Origin of the sequence: Pseudomonas sp. BF-R-01, from assembly GCF_019946615.1 — a bacterium.
Classification (GTDB): domain Bacteria; phylum Pseudomonadota; class Gammaproteobacteria; order Pseudomonadales; family Pseudomonadaceae; genus Aquipseudomonas; species Aquipseudomonas migulae.
In genome coordinates, this window is sequence record NZ_JAGYFX010000087.1 from 1 (window position 1) to 25,524 (window position 25,524).

Consider the following 25,524-nt stretch of genomic DNA (forward strand, 5'->3'; position numbering starts at 1 on the left):
CTCCTACAGGATCTGCGCGATCCTGTAGGAGCGAGGCTTGCCCGCGAAGGCAATTATTCAGGCGGACACATTGACCGCAGCCGCACCGCGACGTTGCAGGTAAATGAAGAAAAGCGCCGTCAGCACCGTCAGGCCACTGACCAGCGCGCCGGTCCACGGCAAGTCCGCCAGGTCCGCGCCGCTGGCGACCACCAGCCCGCCAATCCACGCGCCGGCCGCATTACCGAGATTGAAAGCGCTCTGGTTCAACGTCGAACCCAGATTGGGTGCTTCATGTGCCTGATCAATGATCAGCAGTTGCAGAATCGGGCACAGGGCGAAGGCAAAGATCCCCCACAACACCAGCGTGATCGCCGCCGGAATCACCGAGTGACTGGTCTGCGTGAACGCGGCCAGCACGACCACCACCGCCAACGCCATGCCCACCAGTGAAGGCAGCAGGCGACTGTCGGCCAGGCGGCCGCCGAGCATGCTGCCCGCCGTCAAACCGACGCCGAACAACAGCAACATAATGGTCACGCCGTGCGGGCTGACCCCGGTGATGTCCTGCAGGATCGGCGCGATGTAGGTGAACACGCTGAACAGGCTGGTCGACGCCAGTACGCTCATGCCCAGGGCCAGCAGCACATTGACCTTGCCCAGCACCTTGAACTCGCTGGCGAGGTTGGCCTTGTCCATGGCGATGTCCTTCGGCAACCAGACCCACTGCGCAATCGCGGCGATCACACCGATCACCGACACCGCCCAGAACGTCGAACGCCAACCGGCGTATTGGCCGAGCGCGGTGCCCAATGGCACGCCGAGCACATTGGCCAGGGTCAGGCCGGTGAACATCATGGCAATCGCCTGCGCCCGTTTGTTCGGCGCAACCAGACCGGCCGCGACCACCGAACCAATGCCGAAGAACGCCCCGTGGCATAACGCGGTAACTACTCGGGCGGCCATCAGCGTGGCGTAGTTTGGCGCCAACGCGCACAGCACGTTGCCGAGGATAAACATCAGTGTCATGCCCAGCAGGGTGGCTTTGCGCGGCATATTGGCGGTGCCGACCGCGAGGATCGGCGCGCCGAACACCACGCCCAGGGCGTAACCGGTGATCAACAGACCGGCGTGGGGAATGCTCACGGCGAGGTCGCGAGCGACGTCGGGCAGCAAGCCCATGATGACGAATTCAGTGGTGCCGATGCCGAACGCGGCAACAGCGAGGGCAAGCAAGGCGAGTGGCATGCGCAAGGTCTCTGTCGGTAGTCTTGACGCTGTGATCAGGCATACGCAGGCCGACGACCGTTCTCGAAGAGAGCGGGTCATGGCAGAAATTATTGGAATTAGTCTGTGCGCAACTGAGTGCGGCGTGGTCGCTTGCAGTATAAACAGCTGCTGACATATGGCGAATCAATTCTCCCCCCGCCCTTGTAGGAGCACGGCTTGCCGGCGAAAGCGGTCTCAAGAACGCCTTCGCCGGCAAGCCGTGCTCCTACAGGGTGAGGATGATGAACAAAAGGAGTGTGCCGTGCTTGCGACGGCGTTGGTGTTGGTGGCGGCGCTGTTGCACGCGGCGTGGAACACCCTGATTAAATTCAGTGCGGAACGGTTGTTGGTCGTGGCCTGCATGGACAGCGTGGCGATGCTTTTTGTCGCGCTGATGCTGCCGTTCGTGGCGCTGCCACCGATTGAAATCTGGCCATGGATTCTCGCATCGGCCGCATTCGAATTGCTTTATCGCTATCTGCTGATTCAGGCCTATCGGGTGGGTGATCTCGGTTTGGTGTACCCGCTGATGCGTGGCTTGTCGCCGTTAGTGGTGTTGGCCTTGACGCTGATCTTTGCCGGGGAGGTGCTGACGAATCAGCAGATCTTCGGAATTCTGCTCATCCCGTTGGGCATGCTGTGCCTGCTGTGGCAGGGCGGTGGCGGTACGCGTTTGCCGTGGTCGATGCTGCCGGTGGTGGCGCTGATTGGCCTGTGCATTGGCTGCTACACCTTTATCGATGGCCAGGCGTTGCGGCGCTGGTCGCATCCGCTGGACTACCTGGTCTGGGTGACGTTGCTCAGCGCCTGGCCGTTTCCGCTGCTGGCGTTGGTGCGCAAGCGGCCGGCGTTCATGCTGTTCTGGCGTGAACAATGGCGCTTGGGATTGGCGGTCGGGTTCTGCGTGTTGTTCAGCTACGCTCTGGTGCTGTGGGCGATGCAGCTGGGGTCGATTGCAGAAGCGGCGGCATTGCGCGAGATCAGCGTGATTCTGGTGGTGCTGTTTGGCATGCGCTATCTGAAAGAACCTTTCGGTCGGCCGCGGCTCTTGGCCTGTGGGCTGGTGCTGATCGGCATGTTGGTGATGAAGTTTTGACCGGAATCCGGATTTTATAACTCGAAGAAAGGGACTGCGATATGACGGTTGCTCTGTGGTGCATTTTGATTGCGTTCTTCCTGCCCTATCTCTGCGTGGGGATTGCCAAGATCAGTGGCCGTTTTGGACTGAAAGACAATCATGACCCCCGGGATTTTCTCGAGTCACTGAATGGTTTGGGCCGGCGCGCCTATGCGGCGCAATTGAACAGTTTCGAAGTGACCCCGGCGTTCGCGGCGGCGGTGATCGTGGCCCACCTGGCCGGCAACGCCGAGCTGGTGACGATCAATGTGCTGTCGGTGTTGTTCATCACCAGCCGTCTGCTGTACATCATTTGCTACCTGGCGGACTGGGCGATTCTGCGGTCGCTGGTGTGGTTTGTGGGGATGGGGTTGATCGTGAGTTTCTTTGTGATTTCGGTCTGACATATCTGCGGTGTTTATTTTGGCCCCTTCGCGGGCAAGCCACGCTCCTACAGGGATCTGCGGCGATCACAATTGTGTGATCGACGCAGATCCCTGTAGGAGCGTGGCTTGCCCGCGAAAGCTATCTATCTGCCGCCACAGTAATTAAGGGTTGGCTTTAACCGCATCAGCCACCTGAGGCACTTGCGGCAAGGCCGCGCCTTTGGGCCAGAGCATCCAGATTTGCCCCTGCTGTTTCATGTCGCCAGCCAGTTGCCCGGCTGCTTCGCCGGTGCCCCAGAACAAATCCGCACGGACTTCGCCGGCAATCGCGCCGCCAGTGTCTTGAGCCGCCACCGGGCGAACCAGCGCGGAGCCGTCCGGCCGCGTTGTGGATAGCCACAACAGGCTGCCCAGCGGAATCACTTTGCGATCCACCGCCGCGCTGTAACCCGCCGTCAGCGGTACGTTCAGCGAGCCGCGAGGGCCTTCATTGCTGTCCGGGTTGCGGGTGAAGAACACATAGCTCGGGTTGCTGCCGAGCAGTTCCGGAATGCGCGCCGGGTTGGCCTTGGCCCAATCGCTGATTGCGCCCATGGTCACGTCTTCTTTCTTCAGTTCGCCTTGCTCTACCAGCCAGCGGCCGATGGGGCGATACGGATGACCGTTCTGGTCGGCATACGCAATGCGCAACTGGCGACCATCGTCGAGCTGAATGCGACCGGAACCCTGGATTTGCAGGAATTGCAGGTTCATCGGGTCGGTCAGCCACGCCACGACCGGCGCCTTGACGCCTTTGGTTTCGATGGTTGCCGCATCGTCGTAAGGCTTGAGCACGCGACCTTCGAGCCGTCCGCGCAGGCGTTTGCCTTTGAGCTCCGGGTAGATGCTGTCCAGAGAGACGATGATCATGTCCTCTGGAACCCCGTATACCGGGATGTTCGCCACGTCAGTTTGGGTCAGGCTGCCGGGGTAGACCGGTTCGTAGTAACCGGTGATCAAGCCGTTGGGATTGTCGTTGGCGGCGCGCAGGCCGTAGACGTCGAGGTTCTGTTTGAGGAAGCCGCGAATGTCACTGGCGGTTTGCGGCACGTTGGTGGCAGCGGCACAGGTCGAGCCCCAGATCGGGTCGGCCTTGAGTCGGGTGCAGGCGCTGCGCCATGAACCGAAGCCGGCGACCAGGTCGTTATCGGACACCGTCGGCAGGGCTTCCCAGGTGGCGCTGGAGTAAGTCGCCAGCGCGTGGGTCTTGGGTTTGTTGTTGTCACCGCCGGTGCAGCCTGCGAGCACGGCCACCATCGGGAGGGTCCAGGCGAGGCGGTGACGCCATGCCTTGAAACGGCTGTTCATGGAGTAATTCCTTTGTCGGTTGCCTGAGTGCTCCATGCGCTCAAACAACCCGTATTGATAATAGGGCTATTGGTCTTTGCCGATGACGCGAGGATACTGGCCGCCGTTTCCCGTGACCTGAAGCCACCATGACTCTTAAAAGACTTTCCGTTGTATTGCTGGCCTGCCTGACCTTGTCCGCGTGCGGCGGTGTCGATCCGAATTCGCCACTGGGCCAGCGCAAGGCAATCTTCAAACAAATGCTCAAGACCGGCGAAGACCTGGGTGGCATGTTGCGCGGCCGCATTCCATTCGACGGCCCGAAATTCGCTGACGGCGCGGTGAAACTCGATGCGCTGTCCCAGGAACCGTGGAAGCATTTTCCACAGGTGCGCGAAGAAGATCACACCAGCGCCAAGGGCGATGTGTGGCAGAAACAGGCACGCTTTCAGGAAATGGCCCGCAGCCTTGAAGCCGCCACCGGTGAATTGGTGATTGCCAGCAAGGTTCAGCCATACAAGGCCAGCAACCTGGGGCCGGCGGTGCAGAAGGTCGAAGATGCCTGCAGTGCGTGCCATAAAGAGTTTCGGGATCATTGATTTGCAGCGCTCTTGCTGACGCTTTCGCGAGCAGACTCGCTCCCACATAGGATTGCATTCCCCTGTGGGAGCGAGCCTGCTCGCGAAGCTCCCTGAAGAACGCTACAAATTCCTGACTTTACCTTTTCTTATTTATCCAGCTCGTCGAGCGCGTTTTGCAGTTCCTTGCGCGACTCGGCCAGTTTGTCTTTGCGCTTGTTGATCTTCTCCGGATCGCCCTTCTTCATGGCTTTGTCGAGGTCGGCCTGGCGCTGGCTGACTTCATGCTTGGCATTGAGGACCTTGTTTTCCCGCTCCTTCTTCAGCGAAGCGTCGGTGCAATGCGCAGTGACTTCGCTCAGTGCCGTTTCCAGGCCTGCCTGCTGTTCGGCGTTGCCATGGGATTTGGCCAGTTCGATCTGGTTGATGATGCCCTGTTTCTTGGCGGCACAACCGGTCAGCCCCGGGGCCTCTTCGACGGCCATCAGTGGCGCGGCCATCACGCTGCAAAGGGTCAGCAGGGCGAGCGGTGAAAGAAATTTCATAAAAGCTCCATGTGCAGGTGCAATCGGGTCGATAGGGCGATGGGCGTTTGAGCTCGTCGGCCTCTTTGGGTTCCCGGGCGGGCGAGAATCTGCGGTTGCTAAAAACCGTCGATCCCCGCCGCACGTAATGTGTCGCTCAAGGCCAGGACCTGCGGGTCGCGGAAAAATGCGCTCAATTGCGCCGCGCGTCCCGGGCCTATGCCGGCTTCGGCCTGCCATTGTTCGGTATTTCGTTGTGCCAGTTCCTGCCAGGAGTCGGCGAGGTTTGCCTGGCCGGTTGGTGGTAAACCCAGAGCTTTGAGCCAGCGAGCAAAAGGGCGTTGGCGGGCACTGTTGAAACTGTTTAGAAGACGAGTACTGCTGCGCTCGCCGAAGCCGTTAATGTTAGCAAGCTCTTGAGCATCGAGGGTCAACCAATCCAGCAGGCCGTTCAGGTGGCCTGTTTCGAAAAGTTTCTCCCATGTTCCTGGGCCGACATGAGGCATGGCCAACCCTTGCTTGCCGCTGAGCCAGGTCAGTCGCGCGAGAAACTGGCTTTCACAGCCCGGCGTCGGTTGCCAGCAACTCAAATGATGAAAGTCCGCTGCCAGCGGCGCGTTCAAGGCTGGGCGTTCGGCGGCGCGTAATACGACGCCGTCGAGCCGGGGAATGGTCAGTCCCGCGAGGCTGATGGACACCTGATCGCCGGGGCGGATGTCCAGCTCCTCCCAGCGCCGCAGTGAGCTGACGCTGACACGCTTGATCTGCCGGTCATCGAGCGTCACCGGTTTCAAGTCCAGCACGGGGGTGATCCGTCCGGTGCGGCCGACCTTGAAGTCGACTTTGCGTACTTCGGCCAACGCCTGGGCAAAGGGGTATTTCCAGGCGACGGCCCAGTACGGTGTTTTTGCCTGCCAGCGCTCGGCCGAAGGCCGTTGGCTCTGGCGCAGGACCACACCGTCACTGGCAAAGGGCAGGGGCGAGTGGTACCAGTAATCGCGCCAGTGTTCAGCATCGGCAACTGTCTGTACCGGCTGACTGTAAGGCGCGATGCTCGGCAAACCCAGCTCATCCAGAGCAGCGATGCGAGCAGGCAGACCGGCCGGGCCTTGTGGCCAGTCCCAGATAAACAGGCCGATGCCGGTGGCCTGCTCAGGGCTGAGTTCCTTGCGCGCCATCAAGCCGGCCACGGTGGTGCGGGCATTGAGGCTTCCGGCTTTGACTTGCACATGGTCGACCAGTCGCCAATAGAGTTCGCCTTGCACCAGCAAGTCCAGCGGGCGCGACAGTTGTCGGGGGATGGCGGGGATCAGTCGCGCCGAGGCCGTCCAGTCTTGCCCGTTTAATCCGTCGCCGCGACTGATTGCCTGGTGCAGTACGCCCTTGCGGTAGATCAGCGTCACCGCCACACCATCGACTTTGGGTTGTACCCAGATGTCCTCGCGGCTGCGCAACCAGTTTTCGACCGCATGACTGTCCCGCGCTTTTTCCAGGCCCGTGTGGGCAATGGGGTGGGTAATTTTGCCGCCAGCCGTGCGTAATGGTTCGGGCGTCAGGCCCAAGTCAAAGCAACTGCGCCATTCGGTGAGGCGAGCGAGGGCTTGATCGTAAAGTTCGTCGGCGACCAACGAGCGGCCATGGCGGTGATAACTGTCATCCCAGGTGTCGATCTGTTTTTGCAGGGTGGTGATTTCGTCCAGAGCCCTGACGGGCGGCCAGTCGGGACAGTCGGCTGCGGTTGTAGTGAGGCAAAAAAAGCTCAGAGAAAAAACAGAAAACAGGCGCAGAAGCATCGTGAGCGTCCTTGCTCAGGGGGATGCTTGAAGGCTAGTCAGTATTTTCTGGCGGGGACGGTGGGTGTTTTGCCTGGTGTTTCCGGGGGACTGGGCTGGCCTCTTCGCGAGCAGGCTCGCTCCTACAGGGAAATGCATTCCAATGTAGGAGCGAGACCGGCTTGCCGGCGATGGGGGCGACTCGGTCTCAAAGGCAAGACAATAAAAAGCCCCGCACGGCGAACCGTGCAGGGCTTTTGGTACCGCCGGGGAGGTCTTACAGGCCGGCAGCCGAACGCAGGTCGTCGGCGCGGTCGGTTTTTTCCCAGGTGAACGTGGTGAAGGTGTCTTCGCCCACGGTCTTGGTCGCCGGGGTGCGACCGAAGTGGCCGTACGCTGCGGTTTCCTGGTACATCGGGTGCAGCAGGTCAAGCATGGTGGTGATTGCGTACGGACGCAGGTCGAACACTTCGCGAACCAGTTTGACGATTTTGTCGTCGCTGATTTTGCCGGTGCCGAAGGTGTTCAACGAGATCGAAGTCGGCTGGGCAACACCGATCGCGTAGGAAACCTGAATCTCGCAACGCTCGGCCAGGCCGGCAGCGACGATGTTCTTCGCCACGTAACGACCGGCGTAGGCCGCGGAACGGTCAACCTTCGATGGATCTTTACCGGAGAACGCGCCGCCGCCGTGACGGGCCATGCCGCCGTAGCTGTCGACGATGATCTTGCGACCGGTCAGACCGCAGTCACCCACTGGGCCGCCAATGATGAACTGGCCAGTCGGGTTGATGTGGAACTGGGTGTCTTTGGTCAGCAGTTCGGCAGGCAGCACGTGCTTGACGATCAGCTCCATCACGCCTTCGCGCAGGTCTTTGTACGACACTTCAGGGTTGTGCTGGGTCGACAGTACAACGGCGTCGATACCGACAACCTTGCCGCCTTCGTAACGGCAAGTCACTTGCGACTTGGCGTCCGGGCGCAGCCAAGGCAGCAGGCCGGATTTACGGGCTTCGGCCTGGCGCTGAACCAGTTGGTGCGAGAACGTGATCGGTGCTGGCATCAGCACGTCGGTTTCGTTGCTGGCGTAGCCGAACATCAGGCCCTGGTCGCCGGCGCCCTGATCTTCAGGCTTGGCACGGTCAACACCCTGGTTGATGTCAGGGGACTGCTTGCCGATGATGTTCATCACACCGCAAGTGGCGCCGTCGAAGCCGACATCGGAGCTGTTGTAGCCGATGTCCAGAATGACGTTACGCACGATTTCTTCCAGGTCGACCCAGGCCGACGTGGTGACTTCACCTGCGATGATTGCCACGCCGGTTTTTACCAGCGTTTCGCACGCCACACGGGCGAACTTGTCTTCAGCAATGATGGCGTCCAGCACCGCATCGGAAATCTGGTCGGCGATTTTGTCCGGATGCCCTTCGGACACGGACTCGGAGGTGAAGAGGGAGTATTCGCTCATCTCGATTTTTTCCTGAATTTACCGATGGTGAGTGTCGCCAGTTGGCCGCTGAAAGTGGCGGACCTGAATCTGGAAACCATTACGTAAGCCTACATAGAGGCTTTCCCCGGGAACGAGTCCCGCAGCGGTGGCCCAACGGGCCAGATCGTCCTGTTCAAACCCCAACCAGAGATCACCGCAGGCCTCCCTGGCCCAACTCTGGTTGTGGCTACATAACTCTGTCACAAGCAGGCTACCGCCCGGTTGCAGCAATTTGGCCATGTGCTTGAGCGCATCGGCCGGCGCGGCAAAGTGGTGCAGCACCATGTTCAGTACAACGCAATCGGCCTTGAGGCTTACGCCATTCAATGCATCGGCCAGTTGCAGGCTGACGTTAGCCAGCGTTTCACGTTCGCAGACCTGCCGCGCCAATTCGAGCATCGCCTGGCTGTTGTCCAGCGCGGTGACGTGAGTGAAGCGGCGCGCCAGTTCCGGCAGAAAAGCACCGTCGCCAGGGCCGACTTCGATGGCCGTGGCGCCTTCGCTGAAGCTCAGTTTATCGAGCAAGGCCACCACGCTTTCGCGGTACTGCGGCAGGCCGGCAATCAGGTCTTGCTGGGCGCGAAACTTCTCCGCGACCCGTGAGAAAAAATCCTGGCTGGCCGCTGCACGTTGCCCGTGGACCTGGCCGATCCGCGACTGCACATCGGCAGGCAGGGTCAGGTTGTCCACTTCTTCGAGCAGCGCGGCGTGCAACTTGCCGCCGAGCAGGTCGGTGTGGGGCAGGGCGCGACGGTAGAAAATCGCGTTGCCTTCACGGCGCGTTGCCACCAGGTCGGCCTGGGCCAGCACCTTGAGGTGATGACTCATGCCCGACTGGCCGATACCGAAGATCTGCGCCAGTTCGAGTACGCCAAACGAGTCGTTGGCCAGCGCGCGCAATACATTCAGCCGCAGAGGATCGCCACCGGCCTTGCACAGGGCCGCCAGCTCATCGCTCTCGTCATGTTGAATGGAAGGCACGCGTAAATTCATAGGGCCAGCAGTCTAGTGACGGTCAGAAAGTACCGCAAGAGCAATATCAAAAAGTTTTGATATTGCTCGATGGGTGGCACTTCTGATGACTTGTTTCACTCTACAAACGAATAGCAGAAAGGTTTCACCAGCCGAAACCGTCTTTATCCATTGGAAAAACGCCTTCAGATGACTATCTGTCATTGCCGCGAGGCATGCCTGTGAGGGAAAATGCTCGCCTTTTTTCCGTTTCGTTTTATTCAAACCCTAGGAGATCAGCGATGCCCAGCCGTCGTGAGCGTGCCAACGCCATTCGTGCCCTCAGCATGGATGCCGTGCAAAAAGCCAACAGCGGCCATCCCGGTGCCCCGATGGGTATGGCGGATATCGCCGAAGTACTTTGGCGTGACTACCTGAAGCACAACCCGAGCAATCCATCGTTCGCCGACCGTGACCGCTTCGTGCTGTCCAACGGCCACGGCTCGATGCTGATCTACTCGCTGCTGCACCTGACCGGCTACGACCTGTCGATCGATGACCTGAAGCAATTCCGTCAACTGCACAGCCGCACCCCGGGTCACCCGGAGCTCGGCTACACCCCGGGCGTTGAAACCACCACCGGTCCACTGGGCCAGGGTCTGGCCAACGCCGTGGGTTTTGCCCTGGCTGAAAAAGTCCTGGCGGCGCAGTTCAACCGTCCAGGCCACAACATCGTTGACCACCACACCTATGTGTTCCTGGGTGATGGCTGCATGATGGAAGGCATTTCCCACGAAGTCGGCTCGCTCGCCGGTACTTTGGGCCTGGGCAAACTGATCGCCTTCTACGATGACAACGGCATCTCCATCGACGGCGAAGTCGAAGGCTGGTTCACCGATGACACGCCGAAGCGTTTCGAAGCCTACAACTGGCAGGTGATCCGCAACGTCGACGGTCATGATCCTGAAGAGATCAAAATCGCCATCGAGACCGCTCGCAAAAGCGCGCAGCCGACCCTGATCTGCTGCAAGACCACCATCGGTTTCGGTTCGCCGAACAAGCAAGGTAAAGAAGACTGCCACGGCGCCCCATTGGGTGACGCGGAAATCGCACTGACCCGTACTGCTTTGAAGTGGAATCATGGTCCGTTCGAAATCCCGGCCGACATCTACGCCGAGTGGGACGCCAAGGAAGCCGGCCGCGCTGCCGAAGCCGAGTGGGACCAGCGTTTCGCTGCCTACTCCGCCGCTTTCCCGACCGAAGCGAACGAACTGATTCGTCGTCTGAGCGGTGATCTGCCGGCCGACTTCACCGAGAAAGCCGATGCTTATATCGCTGAAGTCGCTGCCAAAGGCGAAACCATCGCCAGCCGTAAAGCCAGCCAGAACGCTCTCAACGCGTTCGGCCCGCTGTTGCCTGAGTTCCTCGGCGGCTCCGCTGACCTGGCCGGTTCCAACCTGACCCTGTGGAAAGGCTGCAAAGGCGTCACGGCTGAAGACGCCAGCGGCAACTACATGTACTACGGCGTACGCGAGTTCGGCATGACTGCCATCATGAACGGCGTTGCCTTGCACGGCGGCCTGGTGCCTTACGGCGCGACCTTCCTGATGTTCATGGAATACGCCCGCAACGCTGTGCGCATGTCGGCTTTGATGAAGCAGCGCGTGATCCACGTCTACACCCACGACTCCATCGGTCTGGGCGAAGACGGCCCGACTCACCAGCCTATCGAGCAACTGGCCAGCCTGCGCTGCACGCCAAACCTCGACACCTGGCGTCCAGCCGACGCCGTGGAATCGGCGGTGAGCTGGAAGTGCGCGCTGGAGCGCAAGGACGGTCCTTCGGCCTTGATCTTCTCGCGTCAGAACCTGCAGCACCAAACCCGCAACGCGATTCAGATCGAAGAGATCTCCCGTGGCGGTTACGTGTTGAAGGACTGTGCAGGCGAGCCTGATCTGATCCTGATCGCCACCGGTTCCGAAGTCGGCCTGGCGGTTCAGGCTTATGACAAGCTGACCGAGCAGGGTCGTAAAGTACGCGTCGTTTCGATGCCGTGCACCAGCGTGTTCGATGCCCAGGACGCCGACTACAAGCAATCGGTCCTGCCGTTGCAGGTCAGCGCCCGCATCGCCATCGAAGCCTCTCACGCGGACTACTGGTACAAGTACGTGGGCCTGGAAGGTCGCGTCATCGGCATGACCACCTACGGCGAGTCGGCGCCTGCGCCAGCCTTGTTCGAAGAGTTCGGCTTCACCCTGGAAAACATCCTGGGTCAGGCTGAAGAGCTGCTGGAAGACTAAGCACGACGCGGTGGTCTCATGACCACCGCAATCCCCTGTAGGAGCTGGCTTGCCAGCGATGGCGCCCGGTCAGGCAACATTTATGTTGAAGCTGATGACGTCATCGCTGGCAAGCCAGCTCCTACAAGGGTTGTGTTGAATATAAGAATGACGTCTGGCTGCGAATTATCGAGAACCCCATGCCTCAACCGCGTCCCTACAAAGTTGCACTCAACGGCTACGGCCGGATTGGTCGTTGCGTCTTGCGTGCGTTGTTTGAGCGAGGCTCGGCGGCCGGGTTTGAAATTGTCGCGATCAACGATCTGGCGGACATGGCCAGCATCGAATACCTGACACGCTTCGACTCCACGCACGGGCGTTTTCCCGGCGAGGTGAAGGTCGACGGCGATTGTCTGCATATTAATGGTGACTGCGTGAAGGTCCTGCGCAGTGCCACCCCCGAAGGCATCGATTGGGCGTCCCTGGGCGTCGATCTGGTGCTGGAGTGCTCCGGCGCTTACCACACCCGTGAAGACGGCCAGCGTTTCCTCGACGCCGGCGCGCCACGCGTGCTGTTTTCCCAGCCGATGGCCAGCGAGGCGGATGTCGACGCCACCATCGTCTACGGCGTGAACCAGGATTGCCTGACCGGCGACGAGCTGCTGGTGTCCAACGCATCCTGCACCACCAACTGCGGCGTGCCGCTGTTGCGCCTGCTGGATCAGGCCATTGGCCTGGAATACGTGTCGATCACCACCATCCACTCGGCGATGAACGATCAGCCGGTGATCGACGCCTATCACCACGAAGACCTGCGCCGTACGCGTTCGGCGTTTCAGTCGGTGATTCCGGTGTCCACTGGTCTGGCGCGCGGCATCGAACGCCTGTTGCCGGAACTTGCCGGGCGAATTCAGGCCAAAGCCGTGCGGGTGCCGACCGTGAACGTGTCTTGCCTCGATATTACGATGCAGACCGTGAGCGATACCGACGCCACCGAGGTCAACCGGATTCTGCGCGAGGCTGCCACCAGCGGCCCGCTCAAAGGCCTGCTGGCCTACACCGAGCTGCCCCACGCAAGCTGTGATTTCAACCATGACCCACATTCGGCGATCGTCGATGCCAGTCAGACCCGAGTTTCCGGCCCACGGCTGGTGAACATCCTGGCCTGGTTCGACAACGAATGGGGTTTTGCCAACCGAATGCTGGACGTTGCAGAACACTATCTGCAAACAGCAACTTCAAAAAAACCGTAGGAAGTGCGACCCATGACCGTGTTGAAGATGTCCGACCTCGATCTGCAAGGTAAGCGCGTATTGATCCGCGAAGACCTCAACGTCCCAGTCAAGGACGGTGTTGTCACCAGCGATGCGCGAATCCTGGCCTCGCTGCCGACCATCAAGCTGGCCCTGGAAAAAGGCGCGGCCGTGATGGTCTGCTCGCACCTTGGCCGCCCGACTGAAGGCGAGTTCTCGGCCGAGAACAGCCTCAAGCCTGTCGCTGACTACCTGAGCAAGGCCCTGGGCCGCGAAGTGCCGCTGGTTGCCGATTACCTGGGCGGCGTTGACGTCAAGGCCGGCGACATCGTGCTGTTCGAAAACGTGCGCTTCAACAAGGGCGAGAAAAAGAACGCTGACGAACTGGCCCAGCAATACGCCGCCCTGTGCGACGTGTTCGTGATGGACGCCTTCGGCACCGCTCACCGCGCCGAGGGTTCGACCCACGGCGTGGCCAAGTTCGCCAAAGTTGCGGCCGCGGGCCCGTTGCTGGCCGCCGAACTGGACGCACTGGGCAAAGCCCTGGGCGCTCCGGCTCAACCAATGGCAGCCATCGTTGCCGGTTCCAAGGTATCGACCAAACTCGACGTGCTGAACAGCCTGAGCCAGATCTGCAACCAGCTGATCGTCGGCGGCGGCATTGCCAACACCTTCCTGGCCGCAGCCGGTCACCCGGTCGGCAAGTCGCTGTACGAACCGGACCTGCTGGACACCGCTCGCGCCATCGCCGCCAAAGTCAGCGTGCCGCTGCCGGTCGACGTAGTGGTCGCCAAGGAATTCGCTGAAAGCGCCACCGCCACCGTCAAGCTGATCGCCGACGTTGCGGCAGACGACATGATCCTGGACATCGGCCCACAGACCGCGGCGAATTTCGCCGAGCTGCTGAAGTCGTCCAAGACCATCCTGTGGAACGGCCCGGTCGGCGTGTTCGAATTCGACCAGTTCGGTAACGGCACCAAAGTCTTGGCCCAGGCCATCGCCGAAAGCTCGGCGTTCTCCATCGCGGGCGGCGGCGACACCCTGGCGGCCATTGATAAATATGGCGTAGCGGATCAGATCTCCTACATTTCTACCGGCGGCGGCGCATTCCTCGAATTCGTCGAAGGCAAAGTGTTGCCGGCCGTAGAAGTCCTGGAAAGTCGGGCCAAGGCCTGAGGTCGCTGATTTGACCAGGCAAAGGAGTGTTCAGATGGTCAAGACGCTAGCGCTGTTGATCGTCGCCGGTTCACTGGCGGCTTGCGGGAGTAACCCGAAGGCCGCACCGGAACCTGCGCCGCAATCGGTACAAAAAAGCTGCTACCAGGCTGACTGGCAAGCGGAAACCAACCCGGTGCTCAACAAGCGTTCCGGGCCTGATGGCCTGGACAAATACGAAACACAGACCCCCGCCAAGGAACATGGTTGTCCTTGACGGGTCTGACTCCTTACTCAGGGCTGGCAGCGTGCGCCGTCAGTCGAGGAACACGGATGAAAGGTTTTATCGCCATTACGGCGCTGGTGCTGCTGGCAGGTTGCTCGAATTTTGACCTGTTCAAGCCGGCCCAATCGACGGACAGCTGGGCCACCTGGACCTGCGACAGCCAGGCCAAAGTGGTCTGGCGCTACACTGACGACAGCCATAAGGCCGTCGACGTGCGCCTCGGCGGGGCCGATCAGGTCTATCGCCTGAAGCTTGAGCCAGGCGCCGAAGGTTCGCTGTACAGCAACGACATGCTGGCGTTTCACATAAAAGGTGAGGAAGGCCTGGTTTACTGGGTCGCCACCAACGATTTGATCGGCCGCGGTTGTAAAGCCGAATAACAACGGCCGACGCAACCTCTGTAGGAGCTGGCTTGCCAGCGATGAGGCCCTTGAGGCGTGTGGTGTCTGTGCGGACGCCATCGCCGGCAAGCCGGCTCCTACAGGGGATGTGCAGGTCAGTAGCGTAATACCGAATTCGCAGGCCGGGCTGACCCCCGATCTGCAATAACTTGAATAGCCGCCGCCGCTCCGGCAGGCTGGCACGATTAACGACCCAAACCGGGAGAGACACACACAATGGCACTTATCAGCATGCGCCAGATGCTGGACCACGCAGCCGAGTTCGGCTACGGCGTTCCAGCCTTCAACGTCAACAACCTTGAGCAGATGCGCGCCATCATGGAAGCCGCTGACAAGACTGACTCCCCGGTGATCGTCCAGGCGTCGGCCGGTGCTCGCAAATACGCCGGCGCACCGTTCCTGCGTCACCTGATCCTGGCGGCAATCGAAGAATTCCCGCACATCCCGGTGTGCATGCACCAGGACCACGGCACCAGCCCTGACGTCTGCCAGCGCTCCATTCAGCTGGGCTTCAGCTCGGTGATGATGGACGGCTCCCTGGGCGAAGACGGCAAGACGCCGACCGACTACGACTACAACGTCCGTGTTACCCAACAAACCGTCGCCATGGCTCACGCCTGCGGCGTATCGGTAGAAGGCGAGCTGGGCTGCCTGGGTTCGCTGGAAACCGGCATGGCCGGTGAAGAAGACGGCATCGGCGCTGAAGGCGTTCTGGATCACAGCCAGATGCTGACCGACCCGGAAGAAGCTGCCGACTTCGTCAAACGCACTCAGGTCGACGCCCTGGCCATCGCCATCGGCACCAGCCACGGCGCGTACAAGTTCACCAAGCCGCCTACCGGCGACGTGCTGGCCATCGACCGCATCAAAGAAATCCACAAGCGCATCCCGAACACCCACCTGGTAATGCACGGTTCGTCTTCGGTTCCGCAAGAGTGGCTGGCGATCATCAACCAGTACGGCGGCGACATCAAAGAAACCTACGGCGTACCGGTTGAAGAAATCGTCGAAGGCATCAAGCACGGCGTGCGCAAGGTCAACATCGACACCGACCTGCGCCTGGCGTCCACCGGTGCGATGCGTCGCCTGATGGCCACCAACCCGAGCGAATTCGACCCGCGTAAGTTCTTCGGCGCGACCGTGACTGCGATGCGTGATGTGTGTATCGCTCGCTACGAAGCCTTCGGCACTGCCGGCAACGCTTCGAAGATCAAAGCGATTTCGCTGGAAGGCATGTATCAGCGTTATCTGAAAGGTGAGTTGAACGCCAAGGTTAACTAAGCCTTCAGCGTTTGAGTTGCACAAAAAACCCGCCGAGAGGCGGGTTTTTTTATGGGCGATGACTCTTGGTTGAATGCGGTCATTGTAGGAGTGAGCCTGCTCGCGATGGCGGGGTGTCAGGCGACTTCAACGTTGAATGACACTCCGCCATCGCGAGCAGGCTCGCTCCCACAGGTTCAGCCGTGATTCACATCACTTATCGTGATCAATATCCAGTTTGCTAAATGTCACTTTACCGCCTTCACTGGTGTACCCGGTGTTGTCCTGCACATACACCCCGGCCTTGAAGTACAGGGGTTTGACCCGCCACGTGGCGCTGATGTTGGTGTCCCACTGATAACCCGCGGCACTGATGCCCAGCGCACCGCCAGGGCTGAGGTGGATGAGGTAGGAGAACTCCTGATCCAGTTTCACGCCGGTGGCGATGGTGATTACCCGGCCTACGTCGTCATCGGGGTGCATGCGCACTTTGGCGACGATGTTGCCGGTCTTGGTGGTGGTCTTGTATTGATACTCGACCTTTACCATGGGTTTCTGGCTTTCGTAGGCGTGGATCTGGCCGATGACGATTTTGCCGGAGCTCGGCACCTGGTTCACCGCCAGGGTGGCGCGCAGGGAATTGTCGGCGTCCGGGTAGTACCAGTTTTTCAGGGTGCCGTTGCTGTAGGTTTCCCGTAGTTCGGTGCGGGGGTATTTGGCATTTTCGGTGCGGGTGCCAGTCACCGGCGACCAGAAAAACAGTGTGCCGGTGTCGGAGTGGAAGTATTGATCCTTGAACCCATTCACCAGTTTGGCCGTTTCAACGGTGTACGGCGGGTTACCGACGGGAACGCTGAGGTTCCAGGATGCGAGATCGATCATAGGCAAAGCTTCCACGAATTTTGCGGCACGGACGTACCAGAAGCTCTAGCACGCGCCTTTGGGGGCGGTCTTTATAAGCGTAGAAGGCTATTTTGTTAACGTCTGTCTGACAAATGGATGACGTCAAAATCCTGTTAAAAGGCCATCTTTCCCGGTTTTAGCGGGCTGTAGAGGTGACCGTTAGTCGGGCAATGAACCCTTTAGTTAAATGATGGCGTACTGATATCTTCTGCTTTCGCGAATCCCGGTCTAGAGTGAAGACGTAACATTTGTCCGGTTTTCACGAGAAACCGGCCTGACGCCCCGACATAGAGAAGCAGCATGGAATGCGCGCAACCCACGCCAGCCGAAGGCAGCTCAACCCTTTTAATCGTCGATGATTACCCTGAAAACCTGATCAGCATGCGCGCGTTGCTGCAGCGCCAGGACTGGCAGGTCATTACTGCTGCCTCCGGTTTCGAAGCCCTCGGCCTTCTGCTCGAACACGATATCGACCTGGTGCTGCTGGATGTGCAGATGCCGGGCATGGACGGTTTTGAAGTGGCGCGCCTGATGCGCGGCAGTCAGCGCACCCGTCTCACGCCGATCATTTTCCTCACCGCCAACGAACAGTCCCAGGATGCCGTGATCAAGGGCTACGCCAGTGGAGCGGTGGATTACCTGTTCAAACCGTTCGACCCGCAGATTCTCAAGCCCAAAGTCCAGGCGCTGCTGGAGCATCAGCGCAATCGCCGGGCGTTGCAGCGCCTGAGCCACGATCTGGAGGTCGCGCGCGCCTTCAACGCCTCGGTGCTGGACAATGCCGCCGAAGGCATCCTGGTGGTCGGCGAGGACGGTTTGATCCGCTTTGCCAACCCGGCGATGTCGCGACTGCTCAACGCCACGGTGCAAGACCTGCAAGGCAAAGAGTTTCTGGATTACCTGCAAAAGCCGCATATTCCGGTCTGGGCCGATTCAGAACTGCTGGCCGGTTACAAACGCGGCGAAACCCTGCGCCTGCACGATGCGCTATTGCGTACAGCGCCGGGCCAGCAGGTGCCTGTCGCACTTTCATGCGCGCCATTGCCAACCGAGCAACACGCGATGGTGGTGACGGTGCTGGACATGTCGGTGGTGCGTCATCTGCATCAGCAGCTGGAATTCCAGGCGGTGACCGACCCGTTGACCGGCCTGCTCAATCGCCGTGGTTTCTATCAGACCGTGGAAAACCTGCTGCTGCGCGGTGAGCGTAACGACAGCGCCTGGGTGTTGCTGTACCTCGACCTCGACGGTTTTAAACGGGTCAACGATTCCCTTGGTCACGATGCCGGTGACCGCGTGTTGCGCTGGGTGTCCGAACAGCTGAAGGCTTGCTTGCGACCCTTCGACATTCTGGCGCGCATGGGCGGCGACGAATTCACGGCGCTGCTCGATCTGGAGTTCCCCGAGCAAGCGGCCAAGATTGCCGAGAAGCTGATTGAGCGGGTGTCGATCTGTCAGCAGATCGATGGGCTGGATATCGCCCTCGGGGCCAGCATCGGCATTGCCACGTATCCGGATTGCGGGGCCAATCTCGATGGTTTGCTGCGAGCGTCCGACATCGCCATGTACGAAGCCAAGCGTGCCGGGCGTCAGCAATATCGCTTCTACGACCATGACATGAACGGTCGGGCGCGCTCACGGCTGATGCTCGAAGAAAGTGTGCGCACCGCCATCGAAAACCGCGATTTCAATCTGGTGTATCAACCGCAGGTGGCCATTGCCGGAGGCCAGATTCGCGGGTTCGAAGCCCTGCTGCGCTGGCAGCATCCGAGCGTCGGCGATGTACCGCCGGGGCTGTTTTTGCCGTTGCTGGAAGAGGCGCGGTTGATCAGTCGCCTGGGCAGCTGGATTTATCATCGCGGCGCCGGGCAACGCAAAGCCTGGGAAACCTTGTTTGCCGAGGACTTGGTGCTGGGCGTCAGCTTGAGCAGTACACAGTTCGGCATGCCCAACCTGGTCACCGAGTTGCGTCAGGTGCTGGAACGCCATGGCTTGCAGGCGCGGCATCTGGAGGTCGAGGTCACGGAAGAGGCCTTGATGCACAACCCCGATGAAACCCGCAAACAACTGCGCCTGCTGCGCAATCTGGGGGTGCGGGTGGCGCTGGATGATTTCGGCTCCGGGCCGTGCTCGTTGTCGCATCTGCGGGATCTGGAGCTGGACACGCTCAAGCTTGACCGGCATGTGATCGCCCGGTTGCCGGACTCTTCGCGGGATGCGGCGTTGGTGCGCAATGTGATCGACCTGTGCAAGCAGTACGGGATGCTGGTGATCGCCGAAGGCGTGGAAACCATCGCGCAATATGAATGGCTGCAAGCCAATGGTTGCGAGTACGTGCAAGGCTTTCTGGTGGCGCGGCCGATGATGGCCGAGGACGTCGGCGACTTTGTGCGGCCGTTCGACTGGAGCACGTTGGTCGACTGAATTCGCTACACTGGCGGCCTTTCAGTAATTGATGTTGCCTATCCCGATGACCGCGTTGAAATACCTTCAGGCCTATCCCGTAGAGTTGCAGGACCAGGTGCGCTGGCTGATCACCGAAGGTCGGCTGGGCGATTACCTGGACAAACGCTACCCGCAAAAGCACGACGTGCAGAGTGACAAGGCGCTGTATGCCTATGCCCTGGACCTCAAGCAGGAATACCTGCGTAACGCCCCGGCCATCGACAAAGTGTTGTTCGACAACCGTCTGGACCTGACCCACCGCGCCCTCGGCCTGCACACCACGATCTCGCGGGTGCAGGGCGGCAAACTCAAGGCCAAGAAAGAAATTCGCGTGGCCTCGCTGTTCAAGGAGGCGCCTTGCGAGTTCCTGAAAATGATCGTGGTGCATGAGCTGGCGCACTTCAAGGAATCGGATCACAACAAGGCGTTCTACAAGCTGTGCGAACACATGTTGCCGGGGTATCACCAGGTCGAATTCGATTTGCGGGTGTACCTGACGTGGCGGGAAATGCAGTAGCCAAGGAGTGTGTGGATGGACGTGAGCAAGACCAAGAGCAGCTTCTATCGCCGTTTATACGTGGCGTACCTGATCGACAGTGGGCTGGCCAGCAGCGTCCCGGCATTGACCGACGTGACCGGCATGCCCCGGCGCACGGCGCAGGACACCATTGCGGCGTTGGCGGATCTGGATATCGTTTGCGAGTTCGAGCAGGAAGAGGGCGCGCGCAACCATGCGGGGCGTTATCGGATTCGCGAGTGGGGAGCGATTGATCGGGGGTGGATCGAGCGGAATCTGCGGCAGATTAAAGCGGTGTTGGAGTATCCCTAGCTCCTGCGGTGTTTGACCTGGCGCCTTCGCGGGCAAGCCTCGCTCCTACAGAAACAGTGAAGTCTGTGTAGGAGCGAGGCTTGCCCGCGAAGAGGCCCTCAAGAACGACGCATCCCGATATGCGGAATGCCATCTTCCACGTATTCCTCACCCGCCACGACAAACCCGTACCGCCCGTAATACCCCTGCAAATGCGCCTGCGCCGACAGATAAACCGGCACATCAGGCCAACGCTTCCCAGCCTGCTTCAACGCCAGGGCGATCAGCTCATGACCCAACCCTTTGCCGCGCGCTTGCGGGGCGGTAAGCACCCGGCCGATCACCACATCGCCGCCCTGTAATTCCGGGTCGAGCAAGCGCAGGTACGCCACCAGCCGATCGCCGTCCCAGGCCATCAAGTGGCAGGTGTCACCCTCCAGATCCTGGCCGTCCACGTCCTGATAGACGCATTTCTGCTCCACAACGAAAACCTCTGAGCGCAACTGCAGAATGGCGTACAGCTGCTCTTTGCCCAGATCACTGTGGTGCTTGCAGATCCAATCGATTGTCATCTTCACATTCCGTTGACCTAGTCGCTCCGATACTAATCGCCTGGGCGAAAGATGTCTTTATGGCAGAGAAATCTGTGACAAAGGCCAAAATGCCATCATTCAATTCGCGCGGCGTTGTCTTCTTTGTGTAATCTGGGCTGAAGCGCTGTGCAGTGGCTTCGATGAGCTAATGTTGGTACCTGGGTTTCGCCGTTACGGGGCCTTGGAGTTTTGGCTGAAAACACGTCGGGCAGCCGCCCGCTAAGGATTTTCGAGCATGCCGCGATTGCATCGAGCTTTGGCCTTGATCGGATTGCTGTTGCTGACTCAGAGCGCGGCAGCGGAAAAGCTGCGACTGGTAGCCGATGCCTGGCCACCCTTTACTGATGCGACGCTGCTCAATGGCGGCCTGGCGACAGACATTGTCAGCACCGCGCTGGCGCGAGCCGGCTATGCAAGTGACTTTGAACAGGTGCCCTGGGCACGTGCCCTGATGGGTGTGGGCGAAGGCCGTTACGATGTGCTGGTGAACGCCTGGTATACCGAAGAGCGCACCAGGCTCGGCCGGTTTTCCGGCGAGTACCTGCTCAACCGCGTGCGCTTTCTCAAGCGCAAGGACGCACCGATCGAATACAACAACCTGCAACAGCTGCACACCTACCCGATTGCAGTGGTACGCGGTTACGCCTATTCACCGGCGTTCGATGAGGACGCCTCGCTGCAGAAGGTCCCGGTGCACAGCTTCGCCATGGCCGTGCGCATGGTCGCTGCCGATCGGGTCAAGCTGACGCTGGAAGACGAATACGTCGCGCGTTATTACCTGGCCCGGGAGTCCGCCAAGGTGCGCAATGCCGTGGAGTTCCTGCCCAAGCCGTTGAGCGAGAACAGCCTGCACATTCTGGTCAGCCTGAAAAATCCGCACCACGAAGAGATCGTGGCCAGTTTCGACCGTGAGATTGCGGAGATGAAAGCGGATGGCAGTTATGAGCAGTTGATGAAGCAGCACGGGATGTAGTTTTTGCGGTGTTGCTGATGGCCTCTTCGCTGGCAAGCCTAGCTCCTACAGGTATCGCGGCGATACTTGTAGGAGCGAGGCTTGCCCGCGAAGAGGCCGGCCCACTCACCACACATCTCAATCCTCGCCGGTGTCCTTGATCAAATGCGCCGCCAACGTCCGTAACGGCCCCAACTGCCGACAGATCAACGCCAACTGCGTCTGCACCAATCGCTGCCCTTCATCGATCTCATCCGGCATCTGTTCCAGCTCATTGGCCAGTGCCTCTTCCTCATCACTCTGAATCGCAATCGGCAGTTTGCTCGCCAACCCTTGAGCGATTTCATCGATGCTCGCCGCCAGTTTCACGCCGGCCCCTTCGATCAATTGCTCGCGCACGTCCGTCGGCAGTTGGGTTTCACGGTGCGCACCCAGTCCTGACAAATAGCTGAGCAAGGTGTGCGACAACACCAGGAAACGGAACCCGACATCCGCTTCCTTACGAAAATGCCCCGGCTCCATCAGCATGTTGGCGAGCGTCGTCGAGAGCGCCGCGTCGGCGTTGTGCGCGTTGCGCCGGGCCAGGCGATAAGCCAGGTCGTCGCTCTTGCCGGCGGCGTATTGCTGCATGATCTGGCGCAGGTAAATGCTGTTGCAGGTGAGGGTGTTGGCCAGCACTTTGTTCAAGCGTCGGCCCTGCCAGTCCGGCAGGAACAGGAACACCGCCAGGCCGGCGATCAGGCTGCCGAGCAAGGTATCGAACAGTCGCGGCAGGAACAGGCCGTAACCGTCGCCGACCTGGTTGAAGCAGAACAGCACCATCAGCGTGATCGCGGCCGTGGCCAGGGTGTAGCGGGTGGTGCGGTTGATAAAGAACACCACACCGGCGGCAATGGCGAAGCACGACTGGATCAGCGGATTCGGGAACAGATCGAACAGCGCCCACGCTACGGTCAGGCCGATGGCGGTGCCGATGATCCGCTGACCGAGCTTGCGGCGGGTCGCGCCGTAGTTCGGTTGGCAGACGAACAGCGTGGTGAGGATGATCCAGTAACCCTGCGACGGGTGAATCAAATGCACCATGCCGTAGCCGATGCTCAATGCCAGGGGCAAACGCAGGGCATGGCGGAACAGCAGCGAGGTCGGCGTCAGCTGCGTGCGCAAGCGAATCCACACATCCTTGAGGCTGCGTGGCGAACGGTCGAGCAGGCTGCTGTCGGTGGCGTCGGCGAGGGCGTCGGGGTTGCTCGCATCGCTGAGCAAACGGTCGAGGGTGCCGAGGTTGGCGGCCAGTGCGCGCAAGGAGCGCAGCAGTCCGCGCCAGGCCGGGTTGCTCTGGACACGCAGGTGTTCGAGGGATGCGTGCAGGTCGCTGAGGGCTTCGGCAAAGCTGGCGTCATAGATGAATGGCTGGCGCATCTGGATCGATTCCGCCAGCGCTCGGCAAGCCTTGCCCTGTTGGCGCAGCAGGCGCTGACAGCGGAACAGCACGTCGCTGTGGAAAAAGGCGTCGGCCAGTGCGTTGTACGGATAGTGCGAGGAGCTGGCGCGCTCGTGGATGTCCTGAGCGAGGAAGTAGAGCTTCAGGTAACGGCTGACTTTCGAGCCCGGTCGACCGTTGCCGACCCGGTGCAGAATGATTTCCTTGGCAGCGTTCAGGGCTGCCACGACCCGACCGTTCTGCTGGGCCAGTTCCAGTCGGCGCGCTTCCACGTCCATCTGTCGGATCGGCTCGAACAGCGACGATTTCAGCTTCAGGTAAAAGCCCAGTTCGCGGAACAACCGCGCCAGGCTCTGTTGCACCGGCTGGTTGGAGAACATCGCCTGCCACAACACCGAAAGCAAACCGTACCAGGCCGCGCCGGCCACCAGCAGCACCGGCTCGTGCCAGAAATCGGTCACTGCGCCGCCGCGCTGGTCCACGCCGATCATGGTGTAGACCGACAGAATCAACGTCGCCGAGGCAATCGCGCCATAACGTTCGCCGAGCGCACCGAGCATGGTCAGGCAGAAAGCGGCCAATGCGAAAGCGATGATGAACAGGACGGGGTAGGGGAAGAGCAGTTCGACGGACAGGGCCGCGACGATGAAGCAGACCAGCGTTACGGCCAGCGAATTGAGGCGGCCCTGCCAGCTGTCGTCGGTTTCGGCCAGGGCGCTGGCGATGATCCCCAGGAACAACGGGATCAGCAGCCCCATTTCATCCTGATACCAACACAGCGCCATGCTGCCGGTCAGGGCGATGAACACCCGCACGCTGTAACTGAATTTATCCAGCGCCCAGAGGCGACGCAGGGACTGACGAAAAGGGGTCGATGGCATGAAGTGCGAGGGCCTTCCGAGGCAATGACGCTAAATTGAGCCAGTAATGACGCCGACGCAATGGCGCCGATCACATCTGACAGCAAAATCTGTTCCTTAAGTTCTATGTCGTCTGTCGGGACGCCTTCGCGGGCAAGCCTCGCTCCTACAGGTTTTGCGCCACCTGAAAACTGGCATATCACCTGTAGGAGCGAGGCTTGCCCGCGAAGAACGATAACGCGGTACGTCAGACGAATTGCGCTGCGGCGTACCCGGAGGCCCACGCCCACTGGAAGTTGAAACCGCCCAGATGCCCGGTCACGTCGAGCACTTCGCCGATGAAATACAGCCCAGGGCTTTTCAGCGATTCCATGGTCTTGGACGAGACTTCGTTGGTGTCGACGCCGCCCAAGGTCACTTCGGCGGTGCGGTAGCCTTCGGTCCCGGCCGGCACCACTTTCCAGCTCGCCAGCTTCTCGGCGATGTCGGCAATTTCCGCGTGGGTGTATTGCTTCATCGGTTTGGAGACGAACCAGTTGTCCGCCAACAGGTTGGCCATCTTCTTGGTGAAGATTTCGCCGAGCAGGGTTTTCAACTCGCTGTTGGGACGTTCGGCCTGCTGCTGTTGCAGCCAGCTCGGCACATCGTGATCCGGCATCAGGTTGATCTCTACCGGGTCGCCGGATTCCCAGAACGAGGAAATCTGCAAAATCGCCGGACCGCTGAGGCCGCGATGGGTAAACAGGATGTTCTCGCGAAAGCTCTGATCGTTGCAGCTCACCAGGCAATCCACCGACGTACCGGACAGTTCGGTGCAAAGCTCTTTGAGCTGATCAGTGATGGTGAAAGGCACCAGGCCGGCGCGGGTCGGCAACAATTCGTGGCCAAACTGCTTCGCGACCTGGTAACCGAAACCGGTGGCGCCGAGGGTCGGGATCGACAGGCCGCCCGTGGCGATCACCAAGGATTCGCAGGTGATCTGGCCCAGTGTGGTGTCCAGCAGATAGCCGCTTTCCAGCTTCTCAATGGTCTGGATCGACGTGTCCAGGTGCAGGCTGGCGCCAACCTGATCGCACTCGTTGAGCAGCATTTCGAGGATGTCGCTGGATTTGTTATCGCAGAACAACTGGCCGAGTTTCTTCTCGTGGTACGGCACGCCGTGCTTGGCGACCATGCCGATGAAATCCCACTGCGTGTAGCGCGCCAGTGCGGATTTGCAGAAGTGTTCGTTCTGCGAGAGAAAATTGCCCGGTTCGGTGTACATGTTGGTGAAATTGCAGCGGCCACCGCCCGACATCAGGATTTTCTTGCCGGCCTTGTTCGCGTGGTCGAGCAACATCACCTTGCGCCCGCGCCCGGCGGCGGTCAGCGCACACATCAACCCTGCGGCGCCAGCGCCAATGATCACGACTTCGGTAGAGCGCAAAACGGTGTCCTCACATAAATCTCGGAGCCAGCCTATATCTGTAGGAGCGAGGCTTGCCCGCGAAGAACGAT

General features: G+C 60.2%; 23 protein-coding genes. 13 read left to right on the forward strand and 10 right to left on the reverse strand.

Annotation, left to right across the window (positions count from 1 at the left end; all coding sequences use genetic code 11):
* Window positions 1–57 precede the first annotated feature (57 nt).
* Window positions 58–1,227, reverse strand: coding sequence for an MFS transporter (locus tag KGB27_RS24235; protein ID WP_008033308.1), 1,170 nt, complete (start codon window positions 1,225–1,227; stop codon window positions 58–60).
* Window positions 1,228–1,510: 283 nt separating this feature from the next.
* Here KGB27_RS24235 and KGB27_RS24240 point away from each other — a divergent pair, with 283 nt between their 5' ends.
* Both KGB27_RS24240 and KGB27_RS24245 read left to right on the forward strand, forming a co-directional pair.
* A complete protein-coding gene (locus KGB27_RS24240) occupies window positions 1,511–2,344 on the forward strand; it encodes an EamA family transporter (RefSeq protein WP_008033307.1) in 834 nt (277 codons plus the stop codon).
* 41 nt (window positions 2,345–2,385) lie between these two features.
* Window positions 2,386–2,769: an MAPEG family protein gene (locus KGB27_RS24245; protein WP_008045013.1), complete on the forward strand. Its 384-nt coding sequence runs from the start codon at window positions 2,386–2,388 to the stop codon at window positions 2,767–2,769.
* A gap of 144 nt (window positions 2,770–2,913) precedes the next feature.
* Here the strand turns inward: KGB27_RS24245 and KGB27_RS24250 are convergent, their stop codons facing one another.
* Window positions 2,914–4,098, reverse strand: a complete 1,185-nt coding sequence (locus KGB27_RS24250) for a murein transglycosylase A (RefSeq protein WP_223556599.1) — start codon at window positions 4,096–4,098, stop codon at window positions 2,914–2,916.
* Window positions 4,099–4,226: 128 nt separating this feature from the next.
* Here KGB27_RS24250 and KGB27_RS24255 point away from each other — a divergent pair, with 128 nt between their 5' ends.
* The gene (locus tag KGB27_RS24255) at window positions 4,227–4,676 is read left to right on the forward strand and encodes a c-type cytochrome (RefSeq protein ID WP_223434065.1); all 450 of its coding nucleotides are present in this window, start codon (window positions 4,227–4,229) and stop codon (window positions 4,674–4,676) included.
* A 128-nt stretch (window positions 4,677–4,804) separates the two neighbouring features.
* Here KGB27_RS24255 and KGB27_RS24260 read toward each other — a convergent pair whose 3' ends face one another.
* From KGB27_RS24260 to KGB27_RS24275, 4 genes are all read right to left on the reverse strand, one after another.
* Window positions 4,805–5,200, reverse strand: a complete 396-nt coding sequence (locus KGB27_RS24260; protein ID WP_223556600.1) for a DUF1090 domain-containing protein — start codon at window positions 5,198–5,200, stop codon at window positions 4,805–4,807.
* Between the two features lie 98 nt (window positions 5,201–5,298).
* Window positions 5,299–6,972: an NAD-dependent DNA ligase LigB gene (gene ligB / locus KGB27_RS24265; protein WP_192227568.1), complete on the reverse strand. Its 1,674-nt coding sequence runs from the start codon at window positions 6,970–6,972 to the stop codon at window positions 5,299–5,301.
* A gap of 256 nt (window positions 6,973–7,228) precedes the next feature.
* The gene (metK, locus tag KGB27_RS24270; protein ID WP_008033298.1) at window positions 7,229–8,419 is read right to left on the reverse strand and encodes a methionine adenosyltransferase; all 1,191 of its coding nucleotides are present in this window, start codon (window positions 8,417–8,419) and stop codon (window positions 7,229–7,231) included.
* 18 nt (window positions 8,420–8,437) lie between these two features.
* The gene (locus tag KGB27_RS24275; protein WP_207284861.1) at window positions 8,438–9,433 is read right to left on the reverse strand and encodes an ArsR/SmtB family transcription factor; all 996 of its coding nucleotides are present in this window, start codon (window positions 9,431–9,433) and stop codon (window positions 8,438–8,440) included.
* Window positions 9,434–9,693: 260 nt separating this feature from the next.
* Here KGB27_RS24275 and tkt point away from each other — a divergent pair, with 260 nt between their 5' ends.
* The 6 genes from tkt (at window position 9,694) to fba (ending at window position 16,046) form a co-directional block, all read left to right on the forward strand.
* The gene (gene tkt / locus KGB27_RS24280; RefSeq protein WP_008033295.1) at window positions 9,694–11,691 is read left to right on the forward strand and encodes a transketolase; all 1,998 of its coding nucleotides are present in this window, start codon (window positions 9,694–9,696) and stop codon (window positions 11,689–11,691) included.
* A gap of 179 nt (window positions 11,692–11,870) precedes the next feature.
* A complete protein-coding gene (gene epd, locus KGB27_RS24285) occupies window positions 11,871–12,923 on the forward strand; it encodes an erythrose-4-phosphate dehydrogenase (protein WP_008033294.1) in 1,053 nt (350 codons plus the stop codon).
* Between the two features lie 12 nt (window positions 12,924–12,935).
* A complete protein-coding gene (locus KGB27_RS24290) occupies window positions 12,936–14,099 on the forward strand; it encodes a phosphoglycerate kinase (RefSeq protein ID WP_008033293.1) in 1,164 nt (387 codons plus the stop codon).
* A 34-nt stretch (window positions 14,100–14,133) separates the two neighbouring features.
* A complete protein-coding gene (locus KGB27_RS24295) occupies window positions 14,134–14,355 on the forward strand; it encodes a hypothetical protein (protein ID WP_008033291.1) in 222 nt (73 codons plus the stop codon).
* A 56-nt stretch (window positions 14,356–14,411) separates the two neighbouring features.
* Complete coding sequence (locus KGB27_RS24300; RefSeq protein WP_008045002.1) at window positions 14,412–14,744, forward strand: MliC family protein; 333 nt, start codon at window positions 14,412–14,414, stop codon at window positions 14,742–14,744.
* A 237-nt stretch (window positions 14,745–14,981) separates the two neighbouring features.
* Window positions 14,982–16,046: a class II fructose-bisphosphate aldolase gene (gene fba, locus KGB27_RS24305; protein WP_007981624.1), complete on the forward strand. Its 1,065-nt coding sequence runs from the start codon at window positions 14,982–14,984 to the stop codon at window positions 16,044–16,046.
* 192 nt (window positions 16,047–16,238) lie between these two features.
* On the opposite strand, the gene KGB27_RS24310 is transcribed toward fba, so the two are convergent.
* Entirely contained in the window at window positions 16,239–16,907 is a 669-nt protein-coding gene (locus KGB27_RS24310) for a polysaccharide lyase family 7 protein (protein ID WP_207284858.1), read from the reverse strand.
* A 321-nt stretch (window positions 16,908–17,228) separates the two neighbouring features.
* Here KGB27_RS24310 and KGB27_RS24315 point away from each other — a divergent pair, with 321 nt between their 5' ends.
* The 3 genes from KGB27_RS24315 to KGB27_RS24325 are packed head-to-tail and all read left to right on the forward strand — an operon-like array spanning window position 17,229 to window position 20,202.
* Complete coding sequence (locus KGB27_RS24315) at window positions 17,229–19,352, forward strand: putative bifunctional diguanylate cyclase/phosphodiesterase (protein ID WP_192227570.1); 2,124 nt, start codon at window positions 17,229–17,231, stop codon at window positions 19,350–19,352.
* Window positions 19,353–19,398: 46 nt separating this feature from the next.
* Window positions 19,399–19,890 (forward strand): YgjP-like metallopeptidase domain-containing protein, encoded by a 492-nt coding sequence (locus KGB27_RS24320; RefSeq protein WP_032832888.1) that lies wholly within the window; start codon window positions 19,399–19,401, stop codon window positions 19,888–19,890.
* Window positions 19,891–19,905: 15 nt separating this feature from the next.
* Window positions 19,906–20,202, forward strand: a complete 297-nt coding sequence (locus KGB27_RS24325) for a helix-turn-helix domain-containing protein (protein ID WP_008033286.1) — start codon at window positions 19,906–19,908, stop codon at window positions 20,200–20,202.
* 98 nt (window positions 20,203–20,300) lie between these two features.
* On the opposite strand, the gene KGB27_RS24330 is transcribed toward KGB27_RS24325, so the two are convergent.
* The gene (locus KGB27_RS24330; RefSeq protein ID WP_008044754.1) at window positions 20,301–20,753 is read right to left on the reverse strand and encodes a GNAT family N-acetyltransferase; all 453 of its coding nucleotides are present in this window, start codon (window positions 20,751–20,753) and stop codon (window positions 20,301–20,303) included.
* Between the two features lie 256 nt (window positions 20,754–21,009).
* Between KGB27_RS24330 and KGB27_RS24335 the strand changes: the two genes are divergently transcribed.
* Window positions 21,010–21,747, forward strand: coding sequence for a substrate-binding periplasmic protein (locus KGB27_RS24335; protein ID WP_008033284.1), 738 nt, complete (start codon window positions 21,010–21,012; stop codon window positions 21,745–21,747).
* A gap of 117 nt (window positions 21,748–21,864) precedes the next feature.
* Here the strand turns inward: KGB27_RS24335 and yccS are convergent, their stop codons facing one another.
* Both yccS and KGB27_RS24345 read right to left on the reverse strand, forming a co-directional pair.
* Window positions 21,865–24,048: a YccS family putative transporter gene (gene yccS / locus KGB27_RS24340; RefSeq protein WP_207284855.1), complete on the reverse strand. Its 2,184-nt coding sequence runs from the start codon at window positions 24,046–24,048 to the stop codon at window positions 21,865–21,867.
* Between the two features lie 226 nt (window positions 24,049–24,274).
* Window positions 24,275–25,453, reverse strand: coding sequence for an NAD(P)/FAD-dependent oxidoreductase (locus KGB27_RS24345; RefSeq protein ID WP_223414047.1), 1,179 nt, complete (start codon window positions 25,451–25,453; stop codon window positions 24,275–24,277).
* Window positions 25,454–25,524 lie beyond the last annotated feature (71 nt).